General features: G+C 68.5%; 8 protein-coding genes and 2 pseudogenes. 8 read left to right on the forward strand and 2 right to left on the reverse strand.

The window, feature by feature from the left end; all coding sequences use genetic code 11:
- Positions 1-23: 23 nt before the first annotated feature.
- The 3 genes and pseudogenes from Van01_RS33360 to Van01_RS32110 all read left to right on the forward strand — a co-directional run.
- A pseudogene (locus tag Van01_RS33360) lies at positions 24-692 on the forward strand (AfsR/SARP family transcriptional regulator); the annotation flags it as partial.
- 33 nt (positions 693-725) lie between these two features.
- The gene (locus Van01_RS32105) at positions 726-3,311 is read left to right on the forward strand and encodes an ATP-binding protein (protein WP_239099427.1); all 2,586 of its coding nucleotides are present in this window, start codon (positions 726-728) and stop codon (positions 3,309-3,311) included.
- 285 nt (positions 3,312-3,596) lie between these two features.
- A complete protein-coding gene (locus Van01_RS32110) occupies positions 3,597-4,346 on the forward strand; it encodes a hypothetical protein (protein ID WP_204015630.1) in 750 nt (249 codons plus the stop codon).
- A gap of 94 nt (positions 4,347-4,440) precedes the next feature.
- Here Van01_RS32110 and Van01_RS32115 read toward each other — a convergent pair whose 3' ends face one another.
- On the reverse strand, positions 4,441-5,022 hold the full coding sequence (locus Van01_RS32115) for a TetR/AcrR family transcriptional regulator (RefSeq protein ID WP_204015632.1): 582 nt from the start codon (positions 5,020-5,022) through the stop codon (positions 4,441-4,443).
- On the opposite strand from Van01_RS32115, the gene Van01_RS32120 reads away from it, so the two are divergent.
- Positions 5,002-7,506 (forward strand): PEP/pyruvate-binding domain-containing protein, encoded by a 2,505-nt coding sequence (locus Van01_RS32120; RefSeq protein WP_239099425.1) that lies wholly within the window; start codon positions 5,002-5,004, stop codon positions 7,504-7,506. The two genes, Van01_RS32115 and Van01_RS32120, sit on opposite strands and share 21 nt — an antisense overlap.
- Positions 7,507-7,574: 68 nt before the next feature.
- On the opposite strand, the gene Van01_RS32125 is transcribed toward Van01_RS32120, so the two are convergent.
- Positions 7,575-10,169, reverse strand: coding sequence for a hypothetical protein (locus tag Van01_RS32125; protein WP_239099426.1), 2,595 nt, complete (start codon positions 10,167-10,169; stop codon positions 7,575-7,577).
- Here Van01_RS32125 and Van01_RS33365 point away from each other — a divergent pair.
- The 4 genes and pseudogenes from Van01_RS33365 to Van01_RS32140 form a co-directional block, all read left to right on the forward strand.
- Positions 10,050-10,444: pseudogene (locus tag Van01_RS33365) on the forward strand (glycogen debranching N-terminal domain-containing protein); the annotation flags it as partial. The gene Van01_RS32125 and the pseudogene Van01_RS33365 sit on opposite strands and share 120 nt — an antisense overlap.
- Positions 10,445-10,631: 187 nt before the next feature.
- The gene (locus tag Van01_RS32130; RefSeq protein ID WP_204015634.1) at positions 10,632-11,249 is read left to right on the forward strand and encodes a Type 1 glutamine amidotransferase-like domain-containing protein; all 618 of its coding nucleotides are present in this window, start codon (positions 10,632-10,634) and stop codon (positions 11,247-11,249) included.
- 234 nt (positions 11,250-11,483) lie between these two features.
- The gene (locus Van01_RS32135; RefSeq protein ID WP_204015636.1) at positions 11,484-12,164 is read left to right on the forward strand and encodes a TetR family transcriptional regulator; all 681 of its coding nucleotides are present in this window, start codon (positions 11,484-11,486) and stop codon (positions 12,162-12,164) included.
- Positions 12,161-12,568: DUF2867 domain-containing protein (locus Van01_RS32140; protein WP_204015638.1), on the forward strand; the 408-nt coding region annotated here is incomplete at its 3' end. The genes Van01_RS32135 and Van01_RS32140, both read left to right, overlap by 4 nt.

Raw genomic sequence — 12,568 nt, forward strand, 5'->3', positions numbered from 1 at the left:
AAGCAGGCGCTATCGTTGCGGCCATGCGCTTCGAGGTCCTCGGCCCGCTCAGGGTGCGGACGGAAGACTTCCGGCCGGTACGGATCCCCGGCGTGAAGGTCCGTGCACTCCTTGTCGATCTTCTGCTGCACTGGGGACGTCCGGTGTCGGTCGATCGACTTGTAGAGGACCTGTGGGAGGAGCTACCTCCGGCCGATCCGATCGGCGCCCTGCAAGCCAAGGTGTCCCGCCTACGCGGCGCTCTGGACGCGGCCGAGCCGGGCAGGCGTGCTCTCATCGTGTTCGAGGCCGCCGGCTATCGGCTCGACGTCGAGGCGCAAGCTATCGACATCGGCGTCTTCACTGCCCTGACCGCCCGAGCCCGCGACACTCCGGACCCGGGTGGACGGGTGATGCTGTTCACCGAGGCACTGGCACTGTGGCGGGATCCGAGCGCGGCCGAGTTCGCCGACGCTCCGTTCGCTCGCGCTGCCTACGGCAGGCTTGAGGAACTCCACCTGGCGGCAGTCGAGGACAATGCCGAGGCCCGCCTCCAACGCGGCGATCACATGCAGCTTGCGGCGGAACTCGGTGACCTCGTGGACCGCTATCCCCTCCGGGAGCGGCTACGCGCGGTCCATATGCGGGCCCTCTACCGCGCCGGCCGGCAGAGCGAGGCCCTGACCAGCGCCCGAGAGCTACGCCTGCGCCTCAGTGACGAACTGGGCGTAGACCCGAGCCCCGAGTTGGCCGACCTGCAGGCGGCGATCCTGCGCCAGGATCGCCACCTACAAGCCGACCTCCCTGACTACCCACCCACCCGGCCGCGGAGCAACCTACCCACGCCCATCACCAAGCTGATCGGGCGGCAGCCAGCCGTCGAAGAGATCAGTGCGCTCCTACAGACGAGCCGACTGGTCACCCTGGTCGGCTCGGGTGGCGTGGGCAAGACACGTCTTGCGGTAGAAGTGGCTACACGCCTCACGGATCGGTTCTCCGACGGCGCCTGGCTGGTCGAGCTGGCAGCCCTAGGCCGGTCCGAGAGAACCGACGGTATGGCAGCAGTGGCCGGCGCCATGATGGCCGTGCTCAACATCCGAGAGGACGCAGCAGGCTCCTTGGTCCCGGATGGTCAGCTCGTCGATGCCGGCGCCCGGCTGGCCAGCGCGTTGCACGGGCGCGACATCCTGCTACTTCTCGACAACTGCGAACACCTCGTCGACGATGTCGCCCGGCTCGTCGAGTCGTTGCTGCCCGCAGCACCCCGTCTCCGTCTACTGGCGACCAGTCAGGAGCCGATGGGCTTGCCGGGGGAAGTGGTGTGGCGGGTTCCTCCGCTGGATCTGCCTGACCATTCCGCTGGGCGGGACACCGAGGCGCTTCGCCGTTCGAGCGCCGTCGAGCTGTTCGTCGCCCGGGCAGCCGCAGCGGCACCAGGCTTCACCCTGACCCCGGCGAACGCGGATGCCGTGGCCGTCCTCTGCAAACGTCTCGATGGTGTCCCCCTGGCTCTGGAGTTGGCAGCGACCCGGGTACGCGCCTTCGGGATGCAGGAACTCGTCGCGCGCCTCGACGATCGCTTCCGCCTGCTGGCCACCGGGCTTCGGGGCGTTTCGCCCCGACAGCAGACGCTTCGCTCGATGATCGACTGGAGCTGGGACCTGCTGACCGGCACAGAACAGACCCTGCTGCGCCGGCTCGGGGTTTTCGCCGACAGCTGCACGCTTGCCGCGGCCGAACGCGTCTGCGCAGGCGACGACGTCCCTCCTGAGGATGTCCTGGACGTGCTCGCCCGACTGGTGGACCGATCCCTGGTCGTGCTGATCGACGGGCCGTGCGGGCCGCGGTACCGGCTGCTGGAGTCGGTCGCCGCCTACAGTGTCGAGCGACTGCGCCAAGCCGATGAGGATGACCTCGTTCATGAGCGGTACCAGCATTACTACATCGACTTCGCCGAGCAGGCCGACGGCCATCTTCGTGGGCCGGACCAGCAAGAGTGGTTGGAGCGCCTCGACCTCGAGGCCAACAACCTTCGCCGCGCTTTTGACCGGGCCGTTTCCGACGGTGCTGCCGACCGGGCCCTGCGGCTGGCCAACGGCACGGCGTGGTACTGGTTCCTCCGCGGCCGGCTCCGAGACGCCGAGTGGGTACTGACCAGCGCTCTGGCCCTCGACAGTTCGGTGGTCACCCCCGACCGGGCACGCGCCATCACCTGGCAGGCCGGCATCGCCCTGCTAGCTGGCACGGTCGCGGACCGGGCAGCGCACAGCATGACGGCCCTGCGTGTCTACGACGGCCTCAACGACCCGCAGAGCCTGGCTCGCTCCCGCTGGTTCCTGGGTCTCGCCCTCTGCGTCACGGGCGACCTGGTCACCAGTGAGAATCTGAACAACCAGGCCCTCGCCAGGTTTGAGATCACCGGGGACAAGTGGGGAGTGGCGGTCGCGCTGAGCGAGCGAGCAAAGCAGGCCTTGGTTCGTGGCGACCTTGCCGCCGTACGGCGTGACGGCACCCTCAGCGCCCGACTCTTTCGAAAGCTTGGGGACCGGTGGGGACATTTGCAGACGGTGTATCCGCTCGCGGCCCTAGCCGAGATCACAGGCGACTACGATCAGGGCGCCAGGCTGCACCGCGAAGGCCTGTCCATCGCTGAGGATCTTGGCCTGTGGACCGAGGCTGCGGACCGACTCTCCGGGCTGGGACGGATATCCCTGCTGATGGGCGAGCTTGACCGGGCGCGAAACCTACATGAACGGGCGCTGCGGCTGTCGATCGACCAGGGCTTCAAGCCCGGTGAGATGTACGCCCGGATCGGGCTGGCCCTGGGTGCCCGCCGAGCTGGAGATTTGGATCTCGCCGAGGAACAGCTAAGGGTGGTTCTGGAGTGGTACCGGCAGGTCGACTTTGAGCCCGGCAACTGCATAGTCCTGGCCGAGATGGGGTTCGTCGCCGAGCAACGCGGTGACGCCGCAACGGCCCGCGAGACACATCTGGCCGGGTTCGCCGCCGCCCATCACCTGGGGGACGCCCGGGCCCTGGCCCTGGCGCTGGAGGGGCTCGCCGGCGTTGAGGCACTCGCCGGCCAGTACGTCCTGGCGGCCCGGCTGCTCGGCGCGGCTGCTGCTGCCCGGGAGTCGACAGGTGTACCGCTTCAACCGGCCGAGAGCGGTGATGTGGAACGGATCAGCACCGCTGCCATGGTCGGGCTCAGCGACAACGAGTACGCCGCCGCGTTCGCCGCTGGCCGCATCCTCAGCCCGGAGGAGGCGCGAGCACTCGTCGTGGACGAGCCGCCGCTACCGCCGCCTCACCGTGAAACTCTCAGCCAATGAAGTTCGGCAGGGAACAGAAGCCAACGTGATTGCCCGCGTCATCGACCACCCGAGAACAACCGGCTGAAATCAATGGCGTCCGATCGAAGCTGGACCATGAGGGCAACGCGCGTCGCCTCTTCCGCACCGCTGGCCCCCGGGGAAGTCGTCGTGTGTGCGACAGCAACGGCGTGGGGCGGTATCGCGGTACTCGCGACCACGGAGCCCCAGTCCGTCCGGGGGTTCGTCCGCTCACCGAACGGCGATGCGCTGCCCTTCTACGAACCGGCGCCACCCTGCCCGGCGGTGCTGCTTCATCACGTGGCGGGTTCCTGGGAGAGGACGCCGCTTGCCCACCTGCCGGTATCGCATCCGATGCTCGCCCTGCTGCCCGACAACGGAGCGCTCATCGTTTCTCCCCGGACGCCGTGGACGGGGCAGGGATGGAACCCGCGCAACGCCCATGTCTTCACCGCCGACGGCACCCACAGCCGGGCGCTAGCCCTCGGGGACGACATCGAGGAGCTGACCGTGGACGAGGCGGGCACGATCTGGACGCGTCACGGCGAGCAGGGGTGGGACAGCGTCATGGGCTCCGCGCTGGTGCGGTGGGACGTGCACGGCGACCGGCTGTGGGGCTCCGACTACGGTGATGACCAGGAGGCTGTCAACGCCACCGCCGACGATGTCTGGTCGTATTCTCGACCGTTCCTGAACTACTACCACCGCGGCGCCCATGAGTTGTACCCGTGCGACCTACAAAACGTTCGAGCGATCGCGTTTGACAATGAGCCAGACCCATTAGGGCGGCTGCTACTGGCTGCGGCGACCGAGCTCGACGGGCCGTCCGACAACCTGCACCTAGGTGTGGTGTTCGAGTATGATGTCGCGCCTATTGGGCCGGTGCGGATCATCGATCCCGTGGGACGGCCGATCAACGACTGGACGGTGCTGGCGGCCCACGGGAGCCGCCTCTACTTGGACGACCGGGGCGATGGGTACCACAGCTTGGATGTCCCGACTCGCTCGATCCAGAGCCTCGGAGGCGCGTTGTGACCTTGATTCTCTACGCTCGCCACGACGGCCGGTCGGCCAAAAGGGCTGTCGCCATGATGAGCCGGGCGACCGCGACCCGCCACAGCGCTGAAGATCAAGTTGCGGCCGGCCGAAAAAGGAGTGTGAGCTGGGCGTCGAGTGCGGCGACCGCTTCCGCCTCGGTGTACTGATGAGACAGCAGTTGCAGGCCGAGTCCGTCGACGAGCGCGAGGAGCCCGGCGGCGGCATGATCGGGGTCGATTCCGTCCGCAGCAGCTGCCCGCAACTGGCCGGCCAGGAACGTCCGCATCCCCGCGGCACCCTCGCGCAGCCCTGAAGCGATCGACGGCCTCAGCGCGGCGTACGCGAGGAAGGCGAGGACGACGTGGTTCTCCAGCCGACGCGTCTCGTCGAGTGGCAACACCTGCAGCAGCAGTCCACGGACAAGCTCACGCGGTGTCGTCGGTGCGGCCTCGGCCTGCGACCGTTCGCGGATCCGGTCCATGACCATCCCGAGGGCGAACGTCATCATCTCGTCCTTGGTGCGGAAGTAGTGCTGCACCATGCCGGTCGAGACCCCCGCCTCGGCCGCCACCTGCCGCAGGCTCACCTTCTCCAGACCTTGCGCGGCGGCGAGCCGCATCAGGGCGTTGGCGAGCAGCTCCCGGCGCTCGCGGTGGTCGACCTTGCGGGGCATGCCTCCCACTTTACATTGCGATCGTATTGCCAAGGGGATACATTGCAGTCGTATTGGAAAACGGAGGTGGTCGGCATGGACGTGCTCGAGCTGACAGCGATCGACCCGGCACAGCGGGACCTGGTGGGCGGCAAGGCCGCCGGCCTCGCCGCGCTGATCCGCCTGGGCGAACGAGTGCCGGACGGCTTCTGCGTCACGACCGCGGCGCATCACCGTGGCGAGGTGCCGCGCGACGAGGTGCTCGCGGCGTACGACCGACTCGGCGGCGGGCCGGTCGCGGTGCGATCCAGCGCTACCGCCGAAGACCTACCGGACGCGAGCTTCGCCGGCCAGCAGGACACGTACCTGTCGGTGACGGGCATCGAGGAGCTGCTCAAGGCGATCCACGCCTGCTGGGACTCGCTGCACAGCTACCGGGCAACCGCCTATCGCGAGGCCGTCGGAGTCGCGCACGAGAGCGCACGCATGGCCGTCGTGGTGCAGCGGATGGTCGATGCCGAGGTCGCCGGCGTGCTCTTCACCGCCAACCCGCTCACCGGCTCGCGAAGTGAGGCAGTGGTCAACGCCGCACCCGGACTGGGCACGGCCGTCGTCGACGGGACGACGTCCGCCGACCACTACGTGCTCGACGGCACGGAACCGGCGGAACACGGCTGCCTCACCCCGGTCCGGCTGACGGAGCTTCGCGAGGTCGGCACGCGACTCCACCACCGGCTTGGCGCCGAGCAGGACATCGAGTGGGCCTACGACCGCGACGGCACATTATGGCTGCTGCAGTCGCGGCCGATCACAACGCTGTTCCCGGCTCCTCCCCCGAGCACGAAGCCGGGCCCGCGACTGTACGTCGAGTTCGGCCACGTCCAGGGCATGCTCCAGCCGACGACACCGATGGGCATGTCGACCCTGAAGTCGATGCTCGCCGGCATGCTCGCGTCGTTCGGCCTCACGGTCGAGATCGTCGACATCGGCGGGCGGCTGTACGGCGATCTGACTGACGCCTTGCGCGACCCGTCGACCCGACGGCGACTTGTAAAACTGATGGCTGTCGACTTCGGGCCACGCGCGCAGGCGGTGGTCGAGCACATGCTCGACGACCTGCGGTTCGCCCCGAAGAAGGCTGCCCGTCGCCGGCCCAGCGCAGCCGCGTTGATCACTGCACCGAAGGCGGTGGCCGGGATCCTCCGCGCGTTGGCCCGCCCGGCGGCGGCGCGGGCACGCGTGTTCGGCGAGATCGAACGCCTGCGGAAGCAGCAGGTGGCCGACCCGTCCGCGGCTGCCGAGCTGCTGGACCTCGTCGAGGAAGCCACGCACGCAAGGACGCGGCTCGACAGGATCGTCTGGCCCGTCGTCAGCGGACTCCTGGTGTCCGCAGCGCTGCCGCCGCTGCTCAAGGGGATCGCAAGCGACGACGAGATCCACACCGTGCTCGGCGGCATGCCGTACAACGTCACCATCGAGATGGATCTCGCGCTCTGGCAGGTGGCCCAGCGCGCTATGCCGTACCGCGAGCTCCTCCTGCGCACGCCACCGGGCGACCTCGCCGCCGCCCATCTGACGGGCGAGTTGCCCGACATCGGCCTGAGCACGTTCCTCGACAGCTACGGCCACAGGTCAGCCGCAGAGGTCGACGTCGGCGTGCCGCGCTGGTCGGAGAATCCGACGCCGGTATTCACGATGCTCGCCAACTACCTGCGGGTCACCGACCCCGAGCAGGCCCCGGACCGGCGGTTCCAGCACGCCGCAGCCAGGGCCGAGGCGATGCTCGCCCAGCTCACCCAGCGGGCACGCCGCGAGCAGCTGGTGCGAGGCCGCCTCACCGGCTTCCTCCTGCGCCGGTCGCGGGAGCTGTCCGGACTGCGCGAGGCGGGCAAGTTCGCCGGACTGTACGCGCTGCGCGACCGACGCCGACGCCTCCTTCTCATCGGCGCCGAACTGGAGGCAGACGGTGTCCTCGAACACGCGGACGACGTCATGTTCCTCACCCTGCCCGAGCTGCGCACGGCAGTGCAGCACGGCCATGACCTGCGCGAGGTGATCGCCGGACGGCGGTCGGCGTACACGCGGGAGCTGCGGCGCCGGACCGTCCCGGTCGCCCTGCTCTCCGACGGCACCGACGTGGAGACGCTCCTGCCGGCCCGCGCCTCCGACGGGCACACGCTCACCGGCACCGGCGCGGCATCAGGACGGGCCACCGGCCGCGCCCGCGTGGTCCGCAGCCTGGCAAACGCGTCGATCGAGCCCGGTGAGATCCTCGTCGCGCCGACGACCGACCCAGGGTGGACGCCGCTGTTCCTGACCGCGGGTGGACTCGTCACCGAGACCGGCGCGGTGATGGCGCACGGGCCGACCGTGGCACGGGAGTACGGCATCCCCGCCGTGATCTGCGTCCCAGGCGCCACCGAGCGCATCCGGACCGGGCAGTTGATCACGGTCGACGGCGCCACGGGGACGGTAACTATCGACCAGCCGGTCACCACCGAATGAAGGGTAGGGGGTAGAGCGATAGCCGGCCATGGGCGCAGCAGGTGCCGGCAGATGCACTCCTGGCGCGATCATGCGTGGGCGCGGAGCCGTCGGGTCAGCTCCCGTACAGCCTCGCGGAATCGCTCGTCGGACTCGTCCGGCCCGTGCCCCATAACCGGGGGTGGGACGCTGTCACCTGGAGGTACGACCACCTCCGACGGGTCACGCAGCCGTCGATCAACGGCACCGGCGGGCCCGGCGACGGTTGGCTGCTCCCCCGGTCGGTGCGGCGAGAAGATCCAGCTGCCGATGGGGTCGGTGTCGCGCCACAGGTTGACCCATCGCCAGTCCAGCCGTTGACCCACCTCGTGCAGCACCGCCTGGTCGACGTACGCGGGAAAGAGATGCGTATGGAGCCTGCGCAGCGGTGAGCCGTAGGTCAGCAGTGCGACGCGCTGGCTGATCCTTCCCGGTAGCTGGAGCACAGTCACGGCCAGGAGCACTGAGCCGTGGCTGTGTCCGGTGAGTAACACCGCCTGCCCGCTCTCGACCAGGTACGTGATGCGTCGACTGAGCTCGGGCACGGCCCGTTCCGCGTAGCAGGGAGGGGCGAACGGGTGGGCGGCACGCGGCCAGAAGGTACCGAGATCCCAGAGCACGCCCACGTAACGGCGGAACTCGGGTGTGCGGTAAGCGAAGATCCCACCGATCACGAGGCCGAGGAAGAGAGCCGCAACCGCATAGCTGCCCATGGTCACCAGGAAGGTGACCAGCCCCACGGGGATGACCGTGTATCTGTCGAGTACCTCGCCGGGGTGCAGTTGCAGCAGGCCGAGGGTGCTGGTTGCCAGGCCGAGCGCGAACAGGACAGCGTAGGCCAGGGTCAATGGTTCCAGCCGCTCGGTGAACCGAGCCTTGGCGATGGCGGTGCGTACCTGGTCAAGCCGGGGCGCCGCATCGGGCGGAGCGTTCGGGAAATCCCGCTGCACAATGGCCCTGGCCTCAGTGTTTCGAGCTCGACGGGAGGCCAGGATGGTGAAACCAGCAACGATCAGTGCGGCGACCACCGCCAGGAAGAAGCCGAGAATCGCCCAGGTGTATGTCAACGGAGGGCTGGTGGCCAGCCGTTCGGCGGCTGATGCGTGGCGGTCCAGCAGGTCAGCGGATTGGTGGACCAGGTCCGAGGCGAAAGCCACGGCCAGGCCGGTTGCCACAGCGGCGATGACAGGTGCGCCCACCCCACGCAATGGCTCTCCCGGCCGCCGGTCGCCGCGTCGGCGCATCAACGCGACAACGCCGAGTGCGACGAGTATCGCCGTCTGGACGCTAAGGACCCAGGCCACTGTCGCGCCGTAGCCTGGCAACGCAGCGGTGGCCGCCCAGGGCTCAGGACTGAGCAGGACGAACATCAGCACCAGGACGGTCAGACACCAACTGATCTTCGGTAGCGCCCGGATCGCGCCGTCCATGCGCCGATGAGGCGCCGGTCGGTCGATCACCGGCGGGGCGCACAGCAGGGCCACGCACGCGAGCAACGTCGTTCCCGTAGCGGTCGCCAGCACGACGATGACAGGTGAGGCGGCTGCGGCAGCCCGCGCGGTCAGCAGAATGGCGTTGAGGGCGGCAAAGGCTGCCGCCACATGAATCGAGCGTAGCCGCCCCACCATCGGCCCGGAATCCCACTGGCCGACCGCCGCAAGGCGCGGCCGCGGAACGGCATCGACGGGCGCGGCGGTTCCAAGCACGGCGTACGGGCGCCCGGCAAGGCCCGCAAGCCACCAGACCAGGCCAATGGCGGCCATCGGCACCAACGCCGACACGGCCAGCCGCAGACCGGCCGGCCGCCCGCCGAGCCAGGACAACCAGGCACGTCCGGCCAAGCAGTCCGGACTAGCCATGCACCTCCACGCGACCAGGTCCAGCGCCACCCCCGACACGGACACCACGAAAAGCAGAGTCAAGCTGAGCGCGAGTACGCGACACAATGCCCGCACTCCCGCCCCGGTGCCGGGAGCCGTCGGACGCATCCAGATAGCCACGTTGCACAACAGAAACGGCAGCAGGAACACCAAGGACAACGTCCGCGCCGCCGTACCAGACGGCAGTTCGCTCCAGCGATACGCCTCCTGGGTCTCAGGATCCTCCGCAACGTCGGGATCGGCAGTGCGGGGCCGGTAGAACCCGCCGCTGCGATCCCCTGCCACCTGCAGCACCAGCCGTTGATCCAGCATCCGTTCCGCTTCAGCACCGGATACACCGTGTACTCGCAGCTCCACGACGTCACGCGGCGTCGCCGATGGATCGGACATCCAGCCCTCCGAGGCGTTTCGCAGACCTCCTGGGGCGACGCGGCCAGCTGCTCCCCACCGGGTCTCGGACGCCCGTCTACCCGTCCAGACGCCGTCCAACCGTCCATCGATAGGCGGGTCGCCCGTCCAGGGGGCATTGGTGACAACGCCCCCGGTTACCGGGCCAGTTTCCGATCCCGATACCCGCCGGGGCTGGTCGCCCAGCAGGTCTCGCCTGGTGCTCGTCCTCTCGGAGCACCCGCAGCAGCGATCGGGGGACTGCTGCTCGGCACCGTATGGCCGTTCGGCAATTCGCTCATCGCCTGGGGTCTGTGGCGGTACGGCTTCCGAGACGAAGCCGCCAGAATCTGCGAGGCAATGATCCAAGCTGCGCAATTCTTTGAGGGGCGGCTACCGGAGGCATTCGCTGGGTACGACCGGACTCGCACGACGTACCCGGTTGAATACCCGACCGCTTGTAGCCCACAAGCGTGGTCCGCCGGAGCCCCCTCCTATTTCTTCGCGTCATGCTAGGACTCCAGCCGCACGGCGATCACCTCATTGTCGAAACCTTCATTCCGCCGTCCATCGATGGCATCGAACTCCTCGGCATACCGGGCCGGTGGGGTGCCATGGACACGCTCGGCCGCAGCCACACCGAGAAGCCCTGACCTACCCACGCCTCCAACCTGCGGCTGCTGCACCGCGTCAGCCCGGCCGCCACATTCGACGCCGTCCCCACCGGCTCGCTGATCTTCACCTACCGCAGGCGCCAGAACCCCGCCGGCGACCTCCTCGACGCCGAGACAATTGTCGACGCGTCCACCCGAACCCTGCTCGTGGAGTCATACTGCTCCGATGCGCTTGTACCTGTCGTCATTCCGTACCGGGGCGCATCCTGACCGGCTTGTCGGCCTGGCCGGCAACGACCGGCGGACCGCCTTGATCCCGAACGCCCTCGACGGGTTCCCCGCTGGGCTGCGTAAGGCCGGCCTTCGACGCGATATCGACGATCTCGAAGCGGCTGGCCTCGACGTCACTGTGATCGACCTGCACGAGCCCGCCATGGTGTCGAGCCTCGCCACCTACAGCATCGTGTGGGTCCGTGGCGGCAACGTTTTCGTGCTGCGCCGGGTGCTGGCCGACACGGGCACCGACACTCTGCTACACGATCTGCTACGTCGCGACGCGGTTGTCTACGGCGGTTACAGCGCCGGAGCCTGCGTACTGGCTCCTGACCTCAACGGCCTGGAACTGGTCGACAACCCCGCCGCCGTCAGCGAACCGATCATGACCGGGCTTGGCGTGCTTGACCGCCCGTTCGTGCCGCACGTGCGTTCCCCCAGCCATCCGGAAAGCGTGGCCTGTGACGCAGTCTCGGCGGCATACGCCACCGCAGGGCGACCTCACTGGGCGCTGCGCGACGGCGAGGTACTGCTCGTCACCGATGAGCAGACGCGGCTGCTGCCTGCCTAGCTAGCCAATGATCACCCCAGGCCGCCGGGTACGGCTTTGGCGTGCGTCTGCGGGCCGGACAGCCCGCGGTGTTCCCGGCCTCTCCCCACTCCCACGACTCGGCGCTGCTTGGGCTGGTTTGCGCGGTCGCCCAGGGAGCGCAGTGTCCGAGATCATGCCGACGGGTGAGGGGTTTCGCCTGGCCTAACCCTCGCGCACCGGATAACCTACATGCATGTACGTATGTAGAGTGTCATGACGACGGCAGAGATCTCGGGGAGCGTTCGCCGCAGGCAGGCGGACCGGCGCGCCCGAACCAGGAGCGCCCTGCTGGAGGCCGCGGCGCGAGGTCTCTCCACGTACGGGTACGCCAATTTGGTGCTCGAACGCGTGGCCAACGAGGCCGGCTACACCCGCGGCGCGCTGTATCACCTGTTCGCCAACAAGGAAGACCTGGCGCTGGCGGTGGTCGGGTGGATCGAGGAGACCTGGAATGCCGAGGTGGGACGTCGCGCCGACCAGGAAACTCACCCCGTCGATGCGCTCATAGCAATCGCACGCGGCCACGCCGCCTACTGCCGCCGCGAAATGGCCCGCGCCATGGTGACGCTTCGAGTTGAGTTCACCGGGCAGGACCACCCAGTCGGAAGAGCTATCGCGACGATTGTTGACCGGCTCGCCGCCAGCTGTGCCGCCCTGATTGCCGCCGCGCGCAGCAGCGGCGCGATCCCTCCCGGGCCACCGCCCGCAGCCATGGCATCAGCCTTTCTCGGTGTCGTCGAGGCAGTGGGGATCGAGTTGGCCGGGCAAGCCCCCTTCGATACCCAGCTTGCCGAACGGGCGGTTCGCGGCCTGCTCGGTCTGCCACCCGTTGCGCCCGCAGTCGAAGCGCGAGGCGATGCGGCTGTCCTGCCACCGGATGAGGAGCCCACATGAAGCTGCCAAGCACAGCCCATACGTCGCGGCCATGGCGGATCCACGACATCGCTCCCGATTTTCAGTTCGAGGACGTCTGGGCGCTACGGACGCCAGGCGGCCCGGACGATCTGCCGCGTCTGGTATCGACCCTGGTGTCGGACGACTCGGGCACCTTCCCCGACAGCGCTCCGATGCCCGTTCGCCTGCTCTGGGCCGCACGCTGGAAGATCGGCGCGGTGTTCGGCTGGGACGGACCGAACACCGGCCTCGGCTCGAGGGTGAACTCACTCAGGGATCGGCTACCGGAGGATCTGCGTCAGGCACCACGAGGCCCGGACTTCAAAGACGTTCCCTTCACCTCGCTGTACCTGCTTCACAACGAGTGGGCGGCTGAGATGGCCAACAGGACCGTGCACACAGTG

Source organism: Micromonospora andamanensis, from assembly GCF_016863495.1.
Lineage (GTDB): Bacteria > Actinomycetota > Actinomycetes > Mycobacteriales > Micromonosporaceae > Micromonospora > Micromonospora andamanensis.

Excerpts from the sequence above, each read along its gene's own strand:
- Van01_RS32115 (WP_204015632.1), bottom strand. The coding sequence starts at position 5,022 with ATGCCCCGCAAGGTCGACCACCGCGAGCGCCGGGAGCTGCTCGCCAAC.
- Van01_RS32130 (WP_204015634.1), top strand. The coding sequence starts at position 10,632 with ATGCGCTTGTACCTGTCGTCATTCCGTACCGGGGCGCATCCTGACCGG.
- Van01_RS32135 (WP_204015636.1), top strand. The coding sequence starts at position 11,484 with ATGACGACGGCAGAGATCTCGGGGAGCGTTCGCCGCAGGCAGGCGGAC.